This is a genomic window from Kitasatospora sp. NPDC056184, assembly GCF_042268405.1.
In the GTDB taxonomy this organism is placed as follows: domain Bacteria; phylum Actinomycetota; class Actinomycetes; order Streptomycetales; family Streptomycetaceae; genus Kitasatospora.
The window spans coordinates 282,943-302,763 of the sequence record NZ_JBHJUI010000005.1; the positions used below are offsets into that span (position 1 = coordinate 282,943).

Here is a 19,821-nt window from a genome sequence, read left to right on the forward strand (position 1 = left end):
CGGCCGGCGCGCCGCCCGAGCGCCCTGCGCGCGGTCAGGAGCTCCAGGTGCGGGTGCAGAGCACCAGGCGGTAGCCGTCCGGGTCGGCCACGGTGACGCCGCACTCGTCCCAGTACGGGTTGTGGGCGGGCACCCGCGTGCCGCCGGCGTCCTCCAGGCGCCGCACCAGCGCGTCGTCGACGGGGGCGCCCAGGTAGACGACGAACAGGTCGTCGACGGTGGGCGCCGGCTCGACCGGGCGCTCGGGGTCGCGGGTCAGCTCGAAGTGCCAGCCGCCGCCGGACGGGCCGACCATCAGCAGGTCGTGCTCGCCGGGGACGCGTTCGGTGCTGCGCCACAGGACGGCGAGGCCGAGGCCGTGGACGTAGAAGCGCTCGGCCGCGGCGAGGTCCCGGGAGGGGCGCGCGACCCGGACGTGGGTGGTGGAGTCGATCACGGGCGCCGAGCCTACCCGGGTGCGCGCCGGACGTTCCGTCAGAGCCGGCGCAACCGCTCCTCGTCGCCGGTGCGCGGGCAGGTGAGGCAGGCCCGGGCGGGCTCGACGGCGTAGTAGAGGCAGCAGCCGAGGCGGGTCCTGGTGTGGTGGTCCCGGCCGTCCGCGCCGCGCAGCAGCCGGAAGCCGGCCGCGCCGGGGAGCGGGTCGGTGCCCCCGGGCAGGACGGCTCCGGCGGCGGCGACGGCGGCGTCCTCCCCGACGGGGCCGGGGCCGGGGGCGCACGCGTCGAGCCGTTTGCCGAGGTACCAGACCGCCGAGGCGAGGTCGTCGGTGACCATGCCCCACAGCGCGCGGGTGCCGCGCCGGGTGGGGGCGGCGAAGGCGGTGAGCAGCGGTTCGGCGTGGGCGACGACGGCGGCGCGCAGTTCGGCCCGCAGCTCGTCCTCGCCGGTTAGCGTGACGTAGGCGCGCGGGCGGAGCGCGAGATCACCGGTGGGGGCGTGCAGCCATACGTCCGCGCCGTCGATCGAGGGGACCCGGCGGGCCAGGTGCCAGGGCCCGGCAATCAGCACGCAGAGCGACCAGAGGTAGTGGTGGAGCAGCCGGGAGGCGGCCACGTGCGGACGCGGGGCGGTGCCGTGCTCGGCGGCGACGGGGGCGATCCGGGCGGCCTCGCCGGCCAGCGCCCGCGCCAGCGCCTCCGGATCGCCCGCCAGTTCGGCCGCGGAGTACCAGTCGCGCGCCCGGTCGGGGGCGGGCTCGTCCGCCGCCAGCAGGCGCACCCGGAGCACCGGGCAGAGGTCCAGCAGCAGCCGGTAGTCGGCCTCCAGCGGGTTCGCCGGTGGCGCCGCGGCGGGCGGGGCGGCAGGCAGAGGTGGCCCCGAGAAGATCATCGGCACTCCCGAGATCGTGTTAGGTGAGGCTCACCTTACAGGCGCTCGGCGACCGGTTCACGCCACCCGGCCGACCGGCCGCCGATGCCGCCGGCGCCCCCGACAGGGACCCGGCCCCGGCCGCGACTTGACGATATTAGGCTTACCTAACCTAATATCTCGCCCCGTGCTGACCACCGACACGCCGGCCCCCGCGGCCCCGGCCGCGACCCGCCGCTCCCCCGCCAGGCTCCCCCTGGTCCTCGCCGTCGGGCCCGGCGAGCTCGCGCCGTGCGCCGCGCCGGGCCTCGCGCTCGGCTCCCGCGCCGTCCCGCTCGGCACCGTCGTTGGCGCGCCGGCCGGCGGCGCGGACGGCGCCGACGCGCCCCGGTAGGAACCGCCGTCCACGCCCGCCCGGAGGAACCGGGGGCGGTCCCTGCCGAGCCCGCCCCCGGCCCCCTCCCCCACCCACGGAGAGGACCCGCCCGCCATGCGCCTCTACCTGCTCGCGCTCAACCCGACCGAGTCGGTGACCGAGGGCTTCCTCCCGGCCGCCGCCCGGCTCGGACTCGACGTCACCGTCCTCACCGACCACGCCGACGCACACCGCCGCGCCTACGCCGAACTGCCCGGGGCGCCCGCGGTGGTGGACTGCGAGGTGCACGACTTCCGCGAGGTGGTCGGGCTGATCTCGCGGCTCACCCGGGACGGCCGCACACCCTTCGCCGTCTTCAGCAACAGCGACCACCTGCAGGTCCAGACCGCGCTCGCCGCCGAGTACTTCGGCCTGCCGGGCAAGGACTGGAAGGCCGCCCTGCGGGCCAAGAACAAGGGCCAGCTGCGCCGCCACCTGGCCGCCGCCGGCCTCGACACCGTCCGCTCCGCCGAACTCGCCCCGGACCAGGATCCGTCCGCGCTGCTGGAGGCCGGCCTGCCCTTCCCCGCCGTGGTCAAGCCCCGCGAGGGCGTCGCCAGCGAGGACGTCACCCTGGTCGCCGACGCCCGGGAGATGGTGCGGCGCGCCCGGGAGATCCAGGCCCGGCGACCCGGCGCCGCCCTGGTCGTCGAGGAGTTCCTGGACGGTCCGCTGTGCACCCTGGAGACGCTCGGCGACGGCCTCCGCCGGCACGTTCTCGGAGGCTTCCGGACCACGCTCTCCCCACTGCCGGACTTCATCGAGGAGGCCCTGGAGTTCGTCCCCGCGCACCCGCCGGCCGTGGTCGCGCAGGTGCTCGCCCAACTGGACGCGATCGGCGTCGGACTCGGCGCCTGCCACACCGAGTTCGTCGTCCAGCCGGACGGGCGGGCCCGCATCGTCGAGGTCAACTACCGCGCCATCGGCGACCAGTGCGACCTCATGCTCGCCGCCGTCCTCGACCTCCCGCTCTTCGAGCTCGTCCTCGCCGCCCACCTCGGCCGCGAACTCCCCGCCGAGCTCGGCGAACGCTGCGCCGCCACCCCGCTGCGCGCCCGCAACGAGGCCGTCCGCGCCGACCGGGCCGGAACCCTCACCGCCGCGCCCGGGCCGCACGACGAGCGGGCCGAGGAGCGCGCCGACGGCGTCCGGCTCGTCCACCGGCCGCAGCGCGCGATCGGCGAACGACACGAGCACTACCGCACCAACCGGGACTACCTGAGCGTGATCTGGGCGGTCGGCCCCGACCAGCCCGCCGCCGACGCCGCCGTGGCCGGGTTCGTGGCCGCCAACCGCTGGGAGATCACCCCGTGAACGCGTCACCCGCCGAGGCACTGGCCCTGCGCGTGCTGTCCGCCCTGCTGCGCGAGGACGTGCTCGGGCTGCGCACCCGCGGCACGGTCGAGCAGCGGGCCGACGGCCCCTGGGCGGTGGCCCGCGGCCACGCGCTCGCCGTCCCCGTCGTGCCCGAGGGCTTCCAGAGCGAGTACGCGGCCCGGCTCCCGCGCGTCGAACTGGACGGCCGCCCGGTCGAAGGCCTGGACGCCGTGCTCGCCGCGCTCGCCGGCCTGGCCGACGCCGAGGACCGGCCCGGCTGGACGGCGTTCGCCGAGGAGTGCCGCCAGACCCTCGCCACCATGGAACTGCACGAGCGGGTCCGCGACGAGGTCCACACCGCGCTCACCGACCTCTACGGCGCCGACCCGGCCCACTGGACCGGCCCGGCCGCCGCCCTCGCCCACGACACCCTGGCCGCCTACCTCGACCACCCGGTCTATCCCACCGCGCGCGGCCGATCGGGCCTGGACGAGAACCAACTGCGCTCGTACGCGCCGGAGTTCCATCCAGCCTTCGAACTGCGCTGGCTCGCCCTGCCGGCCGGCACGCTCACCCGGCACGGCGACCGGCCGCTGCCGCGCTGGTGGCCCACCCCGAGCTGGCTCGGCCTCGACCTGCCCGGCGGCGACCGGGCCTGGGAGACCCTGCCGGTCCACCCGCTCACCGTCGGCCCGGCCCTCGGCGAGGCCCTGCGCGCCGCCGGGCTGGACGACCGCGCCGTCCTCGCCGAACGCCCGTACCTCACCGTCGTCCCCACCCTCTCGATGCGCACCGTCGCCGTCGCCGAGGACCCCGTCCACCACCTGAAGCTGCCGCTCGCCACCGCCACCCTCGGCCGGCTCAACCGCCGCACCATCAAGCCCGGCTCGCTGCGCGACGGCGCCGCCGGACAGCGGCTGTTCGAGGCCGTGCTGGCGCGCGAACCGCGCCTCGCCGGACGGATCCTGCACGCCGACGAACAGACCTGGGCGCACGCCGGGCACGAGCTGCTCGCCGTGCTGCTGCGCCGCCACCCGGCCGGGCTGGAAAGGTCGGTGACCGTCCCGCTCGCCGCCCTGCTGGCCCCGGCGCCGGGCGGACGCCTGGTCGTCGACCACCTCGCCGACCGCTTCTCGGCCGGTGACCCGGTCGCCCTCTACGACGCCCTGCTGGAACTGCTGCTCGACTGGCAGACCACCCTCTTCGGCCACGGCGTCGCCCTGGAGTCCCACCAGCAGAACATCTCGCTCGTGCTCGACGAGGACGGCGGCCCGCGCCTGCTCCACAAGGACGACGACGGCCCCCGCGTCCACTCCGGCCGCGTGGCCGCCGCGCTCGGCGACCACGCCCCCTCCCCCGGGGAGTTCGACGACACCCGGATCCTCGCCGACGACGACCGGCCGCTGACCGACCTGTTCACCACCATCACCGGCCACCTGTGCACCGGCGCCCTGGCGTTCGGCCTCGCCGCCCACGGACGCGCCGGACTCGACGAACTGCTCGCCCTGCTGCGCAAGCGGCTCGCGCAGGCCCTCGACCGGACCGGCCCGGCCGCCGAGCCGCTGCGCACCGCCCTGCTCGACGCCGAACGGCTGCCGGTCAAGGCGATGGTCACCGCCGGCACCCTGCTCAGCAAGCGGCGCTCGGGCGCCGCCGACATCAACAAGCACTACACGGACGGCCCGAACTACCTGCTGCCGCCCGCCGGTTCCCCGTCCGGAGCGGAGGCCGGCCCGTGACGGTCGGCGCGCCGACCCGGCAGCGATCCTGCCCGGCGGCGATCCTGCCCGGCCTCGGCGACCGCGACGCCCGCGGCCGGACGCCCGGGCGGATGTTCGGCACCCTCGAATGCGCCTCCAAGGGCGGCGCCGTGGCCGCCGATGCCGTCGCGGCCACCGCGTTCACCTCTCCCGTCGGCCAGCGCCGGAGCCACTCATGACGAACCAGGCGAAACAACTGCCCACCGCCGACCATGTGGTGGCCCACACCCTGCTCAACTGCCTGCTGCGCGAGGTGTCCGCGCCCGAGCGCCAGACCGCCGTCAGCGACCGCCGGCTGTTACTCCGCCTGCCCCGGCGCGGCACCGTGCTCCGGGTCGCCCTGCGCCGCACCTCACTGCTCGGCGCGCACCGCTTCACCGGCCCCGTCGAGGAGGAACACATCGACGGATGGCGGGAGTTGGACTGGCGCCGGCTCGCCCGGCACGTCCAGGGCGAGCTGGAGCTGCGCACCGGCACCGCCAACGAGGAGTTCCTCGACCAGCTGGCCGCCAGCCACACCGCGGTCGCCGCCGCCCTGGCCGGACGTCCGGCGCCCGGCCCCGACCGCTACCTGGAGTCCGAGCAGGCGCTGCTGTTCGGGCACCGCTTCCACCCCGCGCCCAAGTCCCGCTCCGCAGAACGCGGCGACTGGCGCGACTACGCTCCCGAAGCCCGCGCCGCCTTCCCGCTGCGCCACCTCGCCGTCCGGCGGGAGCTGATCGCGGAGTCCGCCGCCGACCCGGCCGCGACCGCTCTGCTCGACGGCCTCGGCCCCGCCCCGGACGGCCACCTGCTGCTGCCCGCCCACCCCTGGCAGTACCAACTCATCGGCGACCAACCGCTGCTGAGGGACGCCCTGGAACGCGGGGACGTCCTCGACCTCGGCCCCGGCGGCGCCCCGTTCGCCGCCACCTCCTCCGTCCGCACCCTGTACGGCGCGGGCGCGTTCCTCAAGTTCAGCCTGAACGTCCGGATCACCAACTGCCTGCGCAAGAACGCCGCGTACGAGCTGACCGGCGCAGTCGCCCTCACCCGGCTGCTCGCCCCGGTGCTCGCCGACCTCGCCGAGCGGTTCCCGGACGCCACGGTGCTGCGCGAGCCGGCCTTCCGCACGCTCGCTCTGCCCGGCGCCGGCGGCCGGCCCGACCGGGCGCTGTACGAGGGGTTCGGGCTGATCGTCCGCGAGGGCCTCGGCGGCGCGCTGCGCCCGGGCGTCACCCCGCTGCTGGCCGCCGCCGTCGCCGACGAGTACCCGACCAGCTCCGCCCACATCTCCCGGCTGCTGTCCGGCACTCCGGACCCGGCGCGGGCCCTCGACTGGTGGACGGCCTACCTGCGGCTGCTGCTCCCGCCGGTGCTGGCCGCCTACTTCGACCACGGCGTGGTCCTGGAGCCGCACCTGCAGAACGTGCTGATCGGCGTGGACGCCGCCGGACAGCCCGCCCAGGTGGTCTTCCGCGATCTGGAGGGCACCAAGCTCCTCCCCGAGCGGCACGCGGCGCTGCTCGCCGCGCTGCCGCCCGAGGTGGCGGGGCCGATGGCGTACGACGCCGAGCAGGGCTGGGACCGGGTGGTCTACTGCCTGCTGGTCAACCATGTCGCCGAGTTGCTCGCGGCCCTCGCCGACCTGCACCCGGCGGCGGAGAGCGCGCTCTGGGAGGCCGTTCGCCGCGCCCTGGCCGAGTACGCCGCCGCACACGGGTGCCCGCCGCGGCTGCGCGCGCTGCTGGCGGGCGCGCCACTGCCCGGCAAGGCCAATCTGCTCACCCGCTGGGAACGCCGAGCCGACCGCGCGGCCGGCTACGTCCGCCTCGCCTCGCCGCTGGCCCGCACCGCCCCGACGGAGGCGGCCCGCACCCCGTCCCCGGCCCGGGCCCCGCAGCCCGTCCAGGCCCCGCCACCCGTTTCCGCCGGAAGGACCCGATGACCGCCCCCGCCGCCGTCCCCGTCCCCGCCGCCACCGAGGCCGTCCGCCGCCACGTCGCGGGCCTGACCTCCGAGCAACTGCCCGCCTACGTCTACGACCTGCGCGCACTGCGCGCGCACGCCGCGGCCGTCCGGGCCGCCCTTCCGGAGCGCGTCGAGCTCCACTACGCCGCCAAGGCCAACCCGGAGGCGCCGGTGCTGGCCGCGCTGCGCGGCGCCGTGGACGGCTACGAGGTGTCCAGCGGCGGCGAGTCGGCCCACGTCCGGGCGGCGGTCCCCGGTGCCCCGCTGGCGTTCGGCGGGCCGGGCAAGACGCCCGCCGAGATCGCCGCCGCGGTCGACGCGGGCGTGCACCGCTGGCACGTCGAGAGCGAGCACGAGCTGCGCCGGCTCGCCGCCGTGCTGGCCGACCGGCCGGACGCCGTGGTGGACGTGCTGCTCCGGGTCAACCTGCCGGTCGAGGCGGGTGCGCTGGACTCGGTGGCGCTGGCGATGGGCGGGCGGCCGACGCCGTTCGGCCTCGACCCGGACCGGGCCGAGACGGCCGTCCGGCTGCTCACCGAGCCGGTCGGCCCGCTGGGCCCGGTCCGGCGGCGCCTACGGCTGCGCGGCGTGCACGCCCACCTGGCGAGCGGCCTCGCGGCCGCCGAGCAGCTGGCCCTCGCCGAGCAGATCGTCGGCTGGTCCGTCCGGCTCGCGGAGCGGCACGCGTTCACGCTGGACGAGGTCAACGTGGGCGGCGGCATGGCCGTCGACTACGGCGACCCGGCCGCCCGCTTCGACTGGGCGGCGTTCGGCGAGGGCCTCGGCAGACTGCTGGACCGGTACCCGGGGCTGACGCTGCGGATCGAACCCGGTCGGGCGCTGACCGCCTACTGCGGCTGGTACGCCACGGAGGTGCTGGACGTGAAGCGCAGCCACGGCGAGGACTTCGTGATCGTCCGCGGCGGCACCCACCACCTGCGCACTCCGGCCACCCGGGGGCACAGCCAGCCGTTCACCACCCTGCCGGTCGCCGCCTGGCCGCACCCCTGGCCGCGCCCGGCCGTGACCACCGGCCGCGCCACGCTGGCGGGCCAGCTCTGCACCCCGAAGGACGTCCTCGCCCACGCCGCCCCGGCGGCGGCCGGCCTGCGCGCGGGCGACCGCGTGCTGTTCGGCATGGCGGGGGCGTACGCGTTCAACATCTCGCACCACGACTTCCTGATGCACCCCCGCCCCGGGTTCTGCTACCTGGACGGGGAGGACGGGACGGCTGATGACTGATGGCTGACAGATGACAGCTGACAGATTTCGTCATCTGTTATCTGTTATCTGTCAGCTGTCATCTGTCAGCCGCCACCCGGCGACAGCCACCCCGCCCCGCCGCACGCCGACTCCGCACTGACGTGCGAAAGTGGTAGCCGGCGAAGGGAGCGCGCACGTGCTGATGGAGAAGGTGGCGGAGATCATCGCTGAGGCCTCGGCCGAGGCGGTGGAGCCCCGGTTCCGGGCGCTGGCGGCCGGCGAGGTGATGGAGAAGGCCCCCGGCGAGGTGGTCACCGTCGCCGACCGGGAGGCCGAGGTAATCATCGCCCGGCGGCTGCGCGAGCTGCTGCCCGTCCCGGTGGTGGGCGAGGAGGCCGTCGCCGCCGACCCGGCCCTCGCCCGGGCGCTGCACGCCGAGCCCGCCGTCTGGCTCGTCGACCCCGTCGACGGCACCGCCAACTTCGTCGCGGGCCGGCCCGAGTACGCCGTCATGGTCTCCCTGGTGCGCGACGGCCGGACGGTCGCCTCCTGGATCCGGCACCCCGTCACCGCCACCACCTACACCGCCGAGCTCGGCTCCGGCGCCTGGCGCGACGGCCACCGCCTGACCCGCACGCCCGCCCCCGCCGACCCGGCCAAGTGGCGCGGCTCGGTGAAGAGCCGCTTCCTCGATCCCGCGCGCCGCCGCCGGATCGAGGCCAACAGCGCCGCCTTCGGAGAGATGGGCCCGGGCCGCCACGCCGCCGGCATCGAGTACCCGGACGTCGTCGAGGGCGCCATGGACTTCCTCCTCTACTGGCGCACCCTCCCCTGGGACCACGCACCCGGTTCCCTTCTCCTCACCGAGGCCGGCGGCCGCGCCGCCCGGTTCGACGGCACCCCGTACACCCCTGAGCCCCCGGGCGGCGAGGACGGCCTGCTCGTCGCCGCCGACCCGGCCACCTGGGAGCGTTGCCGCGCGCTCCTGCTCGCACCGTAGGGACCCGGCGGCAAGGGGAGGCGGCCGGGCTCCTACACTTCGCGATCATGACTTCACGGCGACTGGTCGCGCTGCTCCTCGGCGCGCTCCTGCTGGCCCCGGCCTGCACCTCCGCACCCGGCCACGATTCCGCGGCCTCCTCCGCGCACCCGCCGGCCGAGGAGCCGTCGGAGTCGCCGAGCCCGCCGGTGGCGGTGCACGCGCTGACCGCGGCGGAGGTGCAGGACGGCTGGTGGGGCTGGGCGGTCTCGGCCGAGGCGAAGCGCAGCCCGGTGCTGGACACCACCGGCCGGTGGTGCGCCGAGCACCAGCGGGAGAACCTCTGGTACCTGGCCGGGACGACCGGCGGGGAGGTCGTCGAGCGGACGTGCACCGTGCCCGTCGGCGTCCCGGTGCTGTTCCCGCTGGTGACGATGTTCGGCGAGGCCGCCGAGTGCATGGACTTCATGGACACCGCCAAGGGCTCCGCCGTCCTGGACGGCACCCCGCTGACCGCCGAGCCGATCGGCGCGACCCCGATCGGGCTGATGGGCGCCCCCGGCAACGCCTTCGGCGAGGACATCGGCAACACCTGGGCCTGCGGCCTGTGGGTGCGGCTGGACCCGCTCGCGCCCGGCAGCCACGAGCTGGCGATCCGGGGCGAGTCCGGCGCGATCGACTTCTCCACCGGGGTGGACTACCACCTGCGGGTCGCCGCACCCGCCCCCACCGGGGCCGTCTGAGCTACCGCGCCGCGCTCCACGCCTCCCGGCCCGCCCGGACGACCTCGGCGAGCAGCCCGGCGACCTCCTCCGCGGTGGTGTGCGGGTTGAGCAGGGTCAGCTTGAGCCGGACCCGCCCCGGGCCCTCGCCGGGCAGTTCGGTGCGGCCGACCACGGCCCGGCCGGTGCGCAGCAGCTCGCGGCGCAGCTCGGCGTTGACCCGGTCGAGCACCGCCGGGCCGACGCCGCCCGGACCGACGTCGCCCGGACCGGCGTCGCCCGGACCGGGTGCGGCCGGATCGGCGGGACCGGCCGCCCTCGGCCGGTAGCGGAACAGCAGCGCGGTCAGCACGGGTTCGGCGTGCAGTTCCAGCTCCGGCTCCGCCCGGACGACCTCGGCGGCGTCCCGGGCGAGGTCGTGGCAGGCGTCGACGAGCCGGCCGAGTCCGGCGCGGCCGAGGGTGCGCAGGGTGACGGCGAGCTTGAAGGCGTCCGGCCGCCTGGTGGTGCGCAGCGAGAGGCCCAGCAGGCTCGGGTAGCCGGCCTGTTCGTCGTCGGCCGGGTTGAGGTAGGCGGCCCGGCGGGCGAGCGAGACGTACGTCTCGGCACGGCGGACCAGGAAGACCCCGGCGGCGGCCGGCTGCCAGCCCAGCTTGTGCCAGTCCAGCGAGACGGAGTCGGCCCGTTCGATGCCCGCCAGCAGCGGCGCGAGCCGGTCGGAGAGCAGCGCGCCGCCGCCGTACGCGGCGTCGACGTGCAGCCAGGCGCCGTAGCGGGCGGCGAGGTCGGCGGCGGCGGACAGCGGATCGACGGCGCCGGTGTCGGTGGTGCCGGCGGTGGCGACGACGGCGAGCGGGGTGGCTCCGGCCCAGCCGGCCTCCGCCAGGGCGCGTTCGAGCGCGGCCGGGTCCATCCGCAGCTCGCGGTCGACGTCGACGGGGACGACGGCCCGTTCGCCGAGGCCGAGCAGGGCGGCCGCCCGCTGGACGGAGAAGTGCGCGGCCCGGGAGGCGAAGATCCGGGGCCGGGTGCCGGCGGGCAGGCCGAGCAGGCCGTCGAGTTCGACGATGCCGTCGAGCTTCTGGTCGCGGGCGAGCATGAGGCCCATGAGGTTGGACTCGGTGCCGCCGGAGGTGAGCACGCCGGTGGCCGAGGCGGGGTCGTAGCCGACCAGGGCGGCGAGTTCGGCGAGCAGCGCCGTTTCGAGCGCGGTCGCGGCGGGGGCCTGGTCCCAGGAGTCCTGGGAGGGGTTGAGGGCGCTGACGGCGAGGTCGGCGGCGGTGGCGACGGCGAGCGGCGGGCAGTGCAGGTGGGCGGCGCAGGCGGGATCGGCGGGGTCGGCGGCGCCGTGGGCGAGGAGTTCGGTGAGGCGGCCGAGGGCGTCGCGGCCGCTCGCCCAGGTCAGTGCCTCGGCGGTCCGGGCGGCGAGGTCGGCGGGGCGGCCGGTGGGCAGCGGGCCGCCCCGCCGGGTGGCTCCGGTCTCCAGCGCGTCGAGGACGGTGGCGAGCAGCGGGCCGAGCGCGGCGGGCCCGCCGACGCCGCCGGACAGCGCGTCGAGCGGCCACCCGGTACCGAGCGGCCCGCCCGCGTCCGGGCCACCCGCCCCGCCGGATCCCGACCCGTCCGCCCCGCCCGACTCCGCCCCGCCCCCGCCCCCGCCCCCGCCCGGTCCGAACGCGCTCACGCGGACACCGCCGGCCCGGAGGCCGCCGCGAGGGCGTCGGCGAGCCGGTCCAGCACCGCGGCCGCCTGCTCGTCCGTGACGGTGAGCGGGGGCAGCAGCCGCAGCACGGCGTCGTGCCGCCCGCCGAGTTCGACGATCAGCCCGCGCTCCAGGCACGCCTCCCGCACCCGGACGGCGAGCTCGGGTGCGGCCGGCCGCGCGCCGCAGGAGTCCGGCTCGGCCGCCGGGTCGACGAGCTCCACACCGATCATCAGCCCGCGTCCGCGCACATCGCCGATCACCGGCAGCTCCCCGGCCAGCGCCCGCAGCCGTTCGGTCATCCGCGCGCCGACCGCCGCCGCCCGTTCGGCGAGCCCGTTCGCGGCGACGTACCGCAGGGTGGCGGCGCCGGCCGCCATGGCGAGCGTGTTGCCGCGGAAGGTGCCGGTGTGCGCGCCGGGCCGCCAGCCGTCGTACTCCTCGCGGTAGACGACGACGGCGAGCGGCAGGCTGCCGCCGATCGCCTTGGAGAGCACCATGGCGTCCGGCACGATCCCGCTGTGCTCGACCGCCCACATCGCGCCGGTGCGGCCCACGCCGGTCTGCACCTCGTCGACGATGAGCGGGATGCGGCGCTCGGCGGTGATCCGGCGCATCGCGCGCAGCCAGGCGTCGGGCGCGGGGACGACGCCGCCCTCGCCCTGGACGGCCTCCAGGATCATCGCGGCGGGCGGGACGACACCGCCGGACGGGTCGTCGAGCAGCCGCTCGACGTAGGTGGCGGACAGCTCGGCGCCCGCCTCCCCGCCGACCCCGAACGGGCAGCGGTAGCCGTAGGGGTAGGGCAGCCGAACCACCTCGCCGCCGCCGGGCAGCGGCTCCTTGACGGCGACGTTGCCGGTGAGCGCGAGGGCCCCGGCGGTCATCCCGTGGTAGGCGCCGGTGAAGGAGAGGGCGCCGGAGCGGCCGGTGGCGGTCTGCATCAGCTTCAGCGCGGCCTCGACGGCGTCGGTCCCGGCGGGGCCGCAGAAGTGCACGCGCGCGCCGTCGGCGAAGGCGGGCGGGAGGCTCTCGAACAGGGCGGTGGTGAAGTCGTCCTTCTCGGCGGTGGCGAGGTCGAGCAGGTGGAGCGGGGCGCCGCTGTCGAGGGTGCGGCGGATCGCCTCCAGGACCACCGGGTGGTTGTGGCCGAGCGCGAGGGTGCCGGCGCCGGAGAGGCAGTCGAGGTAGCGGCGGCCGTCGGCGCCCTCGACGGTCATGCCGTGGGCGCGGACCGGGACGATCGGGAACGAGCGCGCATAGGTGCGGGCGGCGGACTCGCGGCCGCGCTGGCGCCGCAGGACGGCGGCGGCCCGGGCGGCTTCGGGCGGCGCGCCGGCAGACCCGCCGGCCGGGGAAGGAGGTGGCACGGGGACGGTCGGACCGGTGGCGGGCTCAGCGGCGAGCGTCAAGGCGGGCTCCCAAGAATTTAGGTGAGCCTAACCTTACTTCTCCGGTTCGCCCGGATTCTCCCCGGGGCCGCCGGAACCACCCGCGCGGGTGACAGCGGACCCGTTTCCCCAACGAGCGAACCGCCGGGAGGTCACGGCCCGGGCGGGCGGACCACGCGCGCTACCCTCACCGCATGCCGTCCTCGCCCTCCTCCCCGCCGTCACCGACCCCGGCGACCCCGGCGACCCCGCCGTCCGCCCCATCGACCCCGCCGTCCGCACCGCCGGCCCCCGACACCGACGCGTACGCCGCCGAACTCGCCCGCACCCGCGCGTTCTTCGCCGTCCGCGCCGCCGACTGGGACGCCAAGTTCCCCGACGACGGCCCGCGCTACGCCGCCGCCGTCGCCGAACTCGCCCTGCGCCCGGGCGCGTCGGTGCTCGACGCCGGCTGCGGCACCGGCCGCGCCCTTGCCCCGCTCCGGGCGGCGGTCGGACCGGCGGGGCGGGTCCTCGGAGCCGACGTGACCCCGGAGATGCTGCACGAGGCCGCCGCCCGCCACCCCGGCACCGCCGACCTGCTACTCGCCGACTGCGCCCGGCTCCCCCTGCCCGACGCCGCGTTGGACGCCGTCTTCGCCGCCGGCCTGATCTCCCACCTCCCCGACCCGGCCCGCGCCCTCGCCGAACTGGCCCGGGCGGCCCGCCCCGGCGCCCGGCTGGCACTGTTCCACCCCGTCGGCCGCGCCGCCCTCGCCGCCCGCCACGGCCGCGCCGTCACCCCGGACGACCTGCGGGCCGAGCCCAACCTCCGCCCGCTGCTCGCCGCCGCCGGCTGGCGCCTGACCTCCTACACGGACGCCGACGACCGCTACCTCGCCCTCGCCGAGCGGACAGCCGAGCGGACGGCCTAGCCGGCGGCCGAGCGGACACCGGACCGGACGGTCGGGGGCCCCACCCGGCCGTGACCGCCGGCATGCCGGACTCGAAGCCCTCCGCACCCGAACCGGGTGCCCGACGAGAGGAGCCGGCATGGCGCTCTTCGGCAACGCCCACCGGGTGGACGACGACGAGGCCCACAAGGAGTTCGCCCGGCTGCTCGGCGAGGGCGAGCAGCTCCGGGCCGCCTACCAACTGCTGCGCGACTCCTTCCTGTTCACCGACCGCCGGCTGATCCTCGTCGACAAGCAGGGCATCACCGGCAGGAAGACCGAGTACCACTCGATCCCCTACCGGTCCATCACCCACTTCGCCGTGGAGACCGCCGGCGGTTTCGACCTGGACGCCGAGCTGAAGATCCGGGTGTCGGGCGCGGCGCTGCCGATCTCCAAGAACTTCACCAAGGGCGTGGACATCTACGAGGTGCAGGCCCTGCTCAGCGAGTTCGTCACCCGCTGACCCGGCCGGGGTCAGGTCACCGAATCCCTGCTGGTTGCACATGCCCACGACGCGGTCGTCGAAGCAGGGGGTGTCGATCTCGACGCCGTCGTGCGACCCGGTGGCCGCCCCACCGGCAGGGCGACATCGCGCCCGGGCGTGCCGCCCGAGTACGGGCAGTCAGGACCACGGACTCGAACAGGCAGGTACCGAGCGGCAGTTCACTCGTTCAGACGCCGCGGCGCCCGCCGTCGCCGCCGGTCCAGCGGTAGCACAGCTCCGGGCGGCCGACGGTGCCGTACTGGGGCTCGCGGGCGGCGAGACCGCTGTCCACCAGGTGCTCCAGGTAGCGGCGGGCGGTGATCCGGGAGACCCCGGCCGCCGTGCCCGCCGCGGCGGCGGACAGGCCGGTGCGGGCCGCGCGCAGCACGCCCGCGACGGTGTCCAGCGTCGGCGCGCTCAACCCCTTGGGCAGGGCGGTGCGTTCGGGTGCGCGGAGCAGCGCGAACGCCTGGTCGACCTCGTCCTGCCCGGTGGCCGGACCGGTGCGGGCGAGGGTGTCCCGGTAGCGGGCGTAGCGCTCCAGGCGGTCGTGCAGCGCGGCGGCGGCGAAGGGCTTCAACAGGTACTGGACGACGCCGGCGGAGACGGCCTGGCGGACCATCGCGAGGTCGCGGGCGGAGGTGACGGCGATGACGTCGGTGGTGTGCCCGCCGGCGCGCAGCGTGCCGCAGAGCTGGAGGCCGTGCCCGTCGGGCAGGTAGAGGTCGAGCAGCAGCAGGTCGACGGGGCTCCCGGCGGCGCGGGCGCGCTCCAGGAAGCGCAGTGCCTGTGCGCAGCCGTGCACGGTGCCGACGGCCCGGAAGCCCGGTTCACGTCCGACGTAGAGGGCGTGGGCCGCGGCGGCCACCGGGTCGTCCTCGACGACCAGCACGGAGATCTCGGGGCGCTCGGGTGCGCGCGGCGCGCCGGTCACGGGGCCACCGCCAGGCGCCCGCGGTCCCCGGCGCCCTCGGCCCCGCCGTCGCGCACGGCCCGGTCGAGCGGCAGGCGGACGGTGAGGACGGCGCCGCGCTCCCGGCCGACCTCGACGGTGCCGCCGTTGCGGCGGGCGGCCTGCGCGACGAGCGCGAGCCCGAGTCCGCGCCCGTGGCCGCCGCCCCGTCCGCCTCCGCTCCCGTCCCCGTGTCCGTGTCCGTCCCCGTGTCCGCTCCCGTCCCCGGCTCCGCTCCCGCCCTGCTTGGTGCTCCAGCCGCGCCGGAACACGTCGTCCACCGCGCCCGGGGCGATGCCCTCGCCGGTGTCGGCGACCCGCAGCAGCAGGTGCTCGCCGTCGATCCGGGCGGTGACGGTGACCTCCGGCGGTTCGGGGCGCGCGGCCGCGCCCGCGATGGCGGCGTCCACGGCGTTGTCGATCAGGTTGCCGAGGACGGTGATGAGGTCGCGTGCGCTCAGGCAGGGCGGCAGCACCCCGTCGTCGATGGAGCTGTCAGGGGTGAGCGTCAACTCCACGCCCCGCTCGGCCGCCTGGGCGGCCTTGCCGAGCAGCAGGGCGGCCAGCACGGGTTCGCCGACGGCGGCCACCACCCGGTCGGTGAGCCGCTGGGCGAGGGCGAGTTCGGCGGTGGCGAACTCCACCGCCTCGCGGTGGCGGCCGAGTTCGATCAGCGAGACGACGGCGTGCAGCCGGTTGGCCGCCTCGTGCGCCTGCGCTCCGAGCGCCTCGGTGAAGCCGCGCACCGAGTCCAGTTCTCCGCTCAGCGACTGGAGTTCGGTGTGGTCGCGGAGGGTGAGGACGCGGCCGAGCCCGGTGCCGATGGTCGAGGTGTTGAGCACCACCACCCGCTCGGCCGTCAGGTGCACCTCGTCACGGACCGGCTCCGCCCCGGAGACGGCGGCCACCAGCGCCGCCGGCAGGCCCAGCCCGGCGACCGGCCGCCCCTCCACCGGCCCTTCCAGGCCGAGGAGTTCACGCGCGGCGTCGTTGCAGAGCACCACCCGGCGGTCGCGGTCGAGCAGCACCAGCCCCTCCCGCACGGCGTGCAGGGTGGCCTGGTGGTACTCGTAGAGGTGGCTCAGCTCGGCCGGCCCCATGCCGTGGGTGTGCCGCCGCAGCCGGGAGTTGGCGAGGTAGGTGCCGATCCCGCCGACGGCCAGCGCGCCCGCCGCCACCCCGGCCAGAGCGAGCAGCGGGCCGCGCAGCTGGGCCGAGATGGACTGCACGGTGAGGCCCGCGCTGACCAGGGCGACCACCCGGTTCCGCTCGTCCAGCACCGGGGTGACCACCCGCACCGACGGGCCGAGCGTGCCGGTGTACGTCTCGCTGCGGGTCTGCCCGTCGAGCGCCCAGTCGATGTGGCCGAGGAAGGTGCGCCCGATCTGCTCGGGCAGCGGGTGGGTCCAGCGGACGCCCGCGGTGTCCATCACGGTGACGAAGGAGACCCCGGTGTCGACCCGCACCCGCTCGGCGTACGGCTGGAGCACGGCCGTCGGGTCGGGCGCGGAGACGGCGGCGAGGACGGCCGGGGAGTCCGCGACGGAGCGGGCGACGGCGGTGACCTGGCGGCGGGCGGCGGCCTCGGTGCGGTCGGCGGTGAACAGGTACGCGAGCACCGCCCCGCCGGCCACCACCGCGGCGACGATGACCACTTGGACGACGAAGAGCTGTCCGGCCAGGCTGCGCACCAGCCGGCGCGACGGAGGGAGGGTTCGCACGGACATGCCTGTCAGTGTGCACCACGGCCGCGGCGGCCCGGTGCGGCCGCGGTGTTCCGGCGTCCGCGTGAACTCTATGAACGCAAGCGTGACCCGCGTCACCCCCCGGCCGCATAGTCGGAGCGGCCCACCACCCGGGGCCGCCAGGACCGCACGGCCGCGCACCCTCACGGGCGCACCCCCACCCACGTACCGGCGCAGCAGCGCGCCGGGCGTGCGGGCGCTCGCGCGCCGGGCCCAGCAGTGGCGAAGGAGCCGCAGATGTCGATCACCGGACCAGGAGCAGGGTCCAGAGCCGCGGACGCCCCGGACGCGGGCGCGGAGCCGGACGCGGGCACTGCGGGCATCGCGGGCACCGTGGGCATCGCAGGCACTGCGGGCACTGCGGCGAAGGCGCCGCGGGACCGCACCCACTACCTCTACCTCGCCGTGATCGCGGCGGTCGTCGCGGGTGTCGTGGTGGGCCTGGCCGCGCCGGGCTTCGCGGTGGAGCTGAAGCCGATCGGCACGGGCTTCGTCAACCTCATCAAGATGATGATCAGCCCGGTCATTTTCTGCACCATCGTGCTCGGCATCGGCTCGGTGACCAAGGCCGCCAAGGTCGGCCGGGTCGGCGGCCTGGCGCTGGGCTACTTCCTCGCCATGTCGACCGTCGCGCTCGCGATCGGCCTGCTGGTCGGCAACCTGCTGGAGCCCGGCGGCGGCCTCCACCTGACCGCCGCGCTCGCCAAGTCCGGCCACGCCCAGGCCGCCGCCGGCGGCGCGCAGTCCACCACCGACTTCCTGCTCGGCATGATCCCGACCTCCCTGCTCTCCTCCCTCACCGAGGGCAAGGTGCTGCAGACCCTGCTGGTCGCCCTGCTGGTCGGTTTCGCCCTGCAGGCGCTGGGCCCGGCCGGTGCGCCCGTGCTGCGCGGCGTCGAGCACGTGCAGCGGCTGGTCTTCCGGGTGATGGCGATGATCATGTGGGTGGCGCCGGTCGGCGCCTTCGGGGCGATGGCGGCGGTGGTCGGCGCCACCGGGACGGCCGCGCTGAAGAGCCTCGCCGTCATCATGGTCGGCTTCTACCTGACCTGCGCGCTGTTCGTGGTCGTGGTGCTCGGCACGCTGCTGCGCCTGGTCGCGGGTGTGAACATCTTCGGCCTGCTGCGCTACCTGGGCCGCGAGTTCCTGCTGATCCTCTCCACGTCCTCCTCGGAGAGCGCGCTGCCCCGGCTGATCGCCAAGATGGAGCACCTGGGCGTCAGCCGCCCGGTGGTCGGCATCACCGTCCCGACCGGCTACAGCTTCAACCTGGACGGGACCGCGATCTACCTCACGATGGCCTCGATCTTCATCTCGGAGGCGCTGGACAAGCCGATGTCGGTGGGCGAGCAGCTGTCGCTGCTGGTCTTCATGGTGATCGCCAGCAAGGGCGCGGCCGGGGTCACCGGCGCCGGACTGGCCACGCTGGCGGGCGGACTGCAGTCGCACAAGCCGGCGCTGGTGGACGGGGTCGGGCTGATCGTCGGCATCGACCGGTTCATGTCCGAGGCGCGGGCGATGACCAACTTCGCGGGCAACGCCGTCGCCACCGTGCTGATCGGGCAGTGGACCGGGGAGCTGGACCGCGAGCGGGCCCGGCAGGTGCTGGCGGGTGCGGTGCCCTTCGACGAGCGGACGCTGCTGGACACCGGCGCCCACGGCGCCCCGGCCGGCGGGTCCGCGCCCGCGGCAGCGCCCGGGTCCGCACCCGCCGCCCCGGGCCCGGTGCCACTGGCCGCCGCCTGACCCGCCCCGGCCGTCCCGGCCGCCCCACCCCCTGACTCCCCCGGTCCGGCGCCCCGCCCAACCCCCCGGAAATGGCGCCGGACCGGGGGTTCCGCGTTCCCCCCGGCGCTCCCCCGCGCGCCGCCGCCGCCCGCCGACCCTCAGACCTCCTCGGACCCGCTGACCGCCCAGCTCAGGCCGGTCGCCGGGTCCTCCAGCGCGAGGTGCAGGTGCCGCAGCCGGTCCGCCGGGTCCTCCCAGGTGAAGCAGCGCATCCGCGCGACCAGCGCGCCCACCTCCGCCCGGTCCGCCCGCCGAGCTCCCTCCGCCCCGGCCCCGGCCATCGCCGCCAGCACCCGCCACAGCGCCAGCCGCCCGTGCGCCGCGCCGTGCGCCCGGTCCGCGACGCCCGCCTGCACCAGCGCCGCCCAGACGAGCGCGAACGGCAGGTACCCGCCGGTCACCAGCCGCCCGGGCGCGAGCTGCGCGGCGGCCTGCGGCGCCGATCCCCGCACGCAGACGGCCCGCGCCCACCCGGCCAGCTCGGCGAGCGCCCGGGTGGCCGGCTGCCCGGGCAGCCGGGCACCGGAACCGGGCAGCTCCACCGGGGCCAGGCCCTCCCGGCTGGCCGGCAGTGTCAGCAGCGCGCTGCGCGACCCTCCGTCGCGCAGGTACTCCCGCACCGGCGCGCCCTCGCCCCGGCCCGCCGCCTCCCACGGCTCCAGCCGCAGCGGAACGCCCTCGCGGTCCGGCTCGGCGTCCCGGGAGAGGTCCTCGCCGAGCAGCACCCGGGTCTGCGCGACCAGCCGCCGCACCGGCGGCGGGCCGAGCAGCGGGGCGAGCCGCCGCCAGCAGTGCCGGGTCGCCAGCACCTCCCAGAGCGGCCCGGCGTCGTGGTCGGTGACGGCGGCGGCGGTGCCGGGGCCCCCGTCCGGGTCGAACAGCCGGGCGGCCACCTCGGGCGGCGCGGCGTAGGCGATCAGGTGGCCGAGCGGGGCGGTGGCGACGGCGGCCCGGCCCCGCGCGGCACCGCCCGCACCGGCACCGCCCGAACCGAGACCACCCGGACCGGGACCGGTCTCCCCCGGGTGGAACGCGACGGCGACGGCGCGGGCCTGCCGGTAGGCGCCCAGCAGTTCGATCCAACGGCCCTCGTCCGCCAGGGAGCGGAGCCGATGCTCCTCGTACGTGATCACGATTTTCAGCGTACGGGCGAGACCGCGCATGAGCTGA

Annotated in this window: 18 protein-coding genes; 11 read left to right on the forward strand and 7 right to left on the reverse strand. The window is 76.6% G+C overall.

Going from position 1 to position 19,821, the window contains the following annotated elements; translation table 11 throughout:
* Positions 1-34 precede the first annotated feature (34 nt).
* Positions 35-436 carry a VOC family protein gene (locus tag ACFC0B_RS13250; RefSeq protein WP_376085613.1) on the reverse strand — a complete coding sequence of 134 codons (402 nt, stop codon included), beginning with the start codon at positions 434-436 and terminating at the stop codon, positions 35-37.
* 38 nt (positions 437-474) lie between these two features.
* A complete protein-coding gene (locus ACFC0B_RS13255; RefSeq protein ID WP_376085616.1) occupies positions 475-1,329 on the reverse strand; it encodes a (2Fe-2S)-binding protein in 855 nt (284 codons plus the stop codon).
* A 166-nt stretch (positions 1,330-1,495) separates the two neighbouring features.
* Here ACFC0B_RS13255 and ACFC0B_RS13260 point away from each other — a divergent pair, with 166 nt between their 5' ends.
* The 8 genes from ACFC0B_RS13260 (at position 1,496) to ACFC0B_RS13295 (ending at position 9,675) form a co-directional block, all read left to right on the forward strand.
* Positions 1,496-1,702: a hypothetical protein gene (locus tag ACFC0B_RS13260; protein ID WP_376085618.1), complete on the forward strand. Its 207-nt coding sequence runs from the start codon at positions 1,496-1,498 to the stop codon at positions 1,700-1,702.
* Between the two features lie 96 nt (positions 1,703-1,798).
* Positions 1,799-3,037: an acetyl-CoA carboxylase biotin carboxylase subunit family protein gene (locus tag ACFC0B_RS13265; RefSeq protein ID WP_376085621.1), complete on the forward strand. Its 1,239-nt coding sequence runs from the start codon at positions 1,799-1,801 to the stop codon at positions 3,035-3,037.
* Positions 3,034-4,779 (forward strand): IucA/IucC family protein, encoded by a 1,746-nt coding sequence (locus ACFC0B_RS13270; RefSeq protein WP_376085623.1) that lies wholly within the window; start codon positions 3,034-3,036, stop codon positions 4,777-4,779. Before ACFC0B_RS13265 ends, ACFC0B_RS13270 begins: the two co-directional genes overlap by 4 nt.
* Positions 4,776-4,979, forward strand: a complete 204-nt coding sequence (locus ACFC0B_RS13275) for a hypothetical protein (RefSeq protein ID WP_376085626.1) — start codon at positions 4,776-4,778, stop codon at positions 4,977-4,979. The genes ACFC0B_RS13270 and ACFC0B_RS13275 overlap by 4 nt, the downstream gene beginning before the upstream one ends.
* Complete coding sequence (locus ACFC0B_RS13280; protein WP_376085629.1) at positions 4,976-6,727, forward strand: IucA/IucC family protein; 1,752 nt, start codon at positions 4,976-4,978, stop codon at positions 6,725-6,727. The genes ACFC0B_RS13275 and ACFC0B_RS13280 overlap by 4 nt, the downstream gene beginning before the upstream one ends.
* Positions 6,724-7,992, forward strand: coding sequence for a type III PLP-dependent enzyme (locus ACFC0B_RS13285; RefSeq protein WP_376085632.1), 1,269 nt, complete (start codon positions 6,724-6,726; stop codon positions 7,990-7,992). The genes ACFC0B_RS13280 and ACFC0B_RS13285 overlap by 4 nt, the downstream gene beginning before the upstream one ends.
* A gap of 163 nt (positions 7,993-8,155) precedes the next feature.
* Positions 8,156-8,953, forward strand: coding sequence for an inositol monophosphatase family protein (locus ACFC0B_RS13290; RefSeq protein WP_376085980.1), 798 nt, complete (start codon positions 8,156-8,158; stop codon positions 8,951-8,953).
* Positions 8,954-9,000: 47 nt separating this feature from the next.
* On the forward strand, positions 9,001-9,675 hold the full coding sequence (locus ACFC0B_RS13295) for a signal protein (RefSeq protein ID WP_376085634.1): 675 nt from the start codon (positions 9,001-9,003) through the stop codon (positions 9,673-9,675).
* A 1-nt stretch (position 9,676) separates the two neighbouring features.
* Here ACFC0B_RS13295 and ACFC0B_RS13300 read toward each other — a convergent pair whose 3' ends face one another.
* Complete coding sequence (locus ACFC0B_RS13300; RefSeq protein WP_376085637.1) at positions 9,677-11,338, reverse strand: pyridoxal phosphate-dependent decarboxylase family protein; 1,662 nt, start codon at positions 11,336-11,338, stop codon at positions 9,677-9,679.
* A complete protein-coding gene (locus tag ACFC0B_RS13305; protein WP_376085983.1) occupies positions 11,335-12,726 on the reverse strand; it encodes a diaminobutyrate--2-oxoglutarate transaminase in 1,392 nt (463 codons plus the stop codon). The genes ACFC0B_RS13300 and ACFC0B_RS13305 overlap by 4 nt, the downstream gene beginning before the upstream one ends.
* 215 nt (positions 12,727-12,941) lie before the next feature.
* Here ACFC0B_RS13305 and ACFC0B_RS13310 point away from each other — a divergent pair, with 215 nt between their 5' ends.
* Together ACFC0B_RS13310 and ACFC0B_RS13315 are read left to right on the forward strand one after the other, a co-directional pair.
* Positions 12,942-13,661: a class I SAM-dependent methyltransferase gene (locus ACFC0B_RS13310; RefSeq protein WP_376085639.1), complete on the forward strand. Its 720-nt coding sequence runs from the start codon at positions 12,942-12,944 to the stop codon at positions 13,659-13,661.
* Positions 13,662-13,779: 118 nt separating this feature from the next.
* Positions 13,780-14,145, forward strand: coding sequence for a PH domain-containing protein (locus ACFC0B_RS13315; protein WP_376085641.1), 366 nt, complete (start codon positions 13,780-13,782; stop codon positions 14,143-14,145).
* 208 nt (positions 14,146-14,353) lie between these two features.
* Here ACFC0B_RS13315 and ACFC0B_RS13320 read toward each other — a convergent pair whose 3' ends face one another.
* The gene (locus ACFC0B_RS13320) at positions 14,354-15,100 is read right to left on the reverse strand and encodes a response regulator (protein ID WP_376085644.1); all 747 of its coding nucleotides are present in this window, start codon (positions 15,098-15,100) and stop codon (positions 14,354-14,356) included.
* The gene (locus ACFC0B_RS13325) at positions 15,097-16,845 is read right to left on the reverse strand and encodes an ATP-binding protein (protein ID WP_376085647.1); all 1,749 of its coding nucleotides are present in this window, start codon (positions 16,843-16,845) and stop codon (positions 15,097-15,099) included. The genes ACFC0B_RS13320 and ACFC0B_RS13325 overlap by 4 nt, the downstream gene beginning before the upstream one ends.
* Before the next feature lie 255 nt (positions 16,846-17,100).
* Here ACFC0B_RS13325 and ACFC0B_RS13330 point away from each other — a divergent pair, with 255 nt between their 5' ends.
* A complete protein-coding gene (locus tag ACFC0B_RS13330) occupies positions 17,101-18,609 on the forward strand; it encodes a cation:dicarboxylate symporter family transporter (protein WP_376085649.1) in 1,509 nt (502 codons plus the stop codon).
* Between the two features lie 140 nt (positions 18,610-18,749).
* Here ACFC0B_RS13330 and ACFC0B_RS13335 read toward each other — a convergent pair whose 3' ends face one another.
* On the reverse strand, positions 18,750-19,784 hold the full coding sequence (locus ACFC0B_RS13335) for a hypothetical protein (RefSeq protein ID WP_376085652.1): 1,035 nt from the start codon (positions 19,782-19,784) through the stop codon (positions 18,750-18,752).
* Between the last annotated feature and the right edge of the window lie 37 nt (positions 19,785-19,821).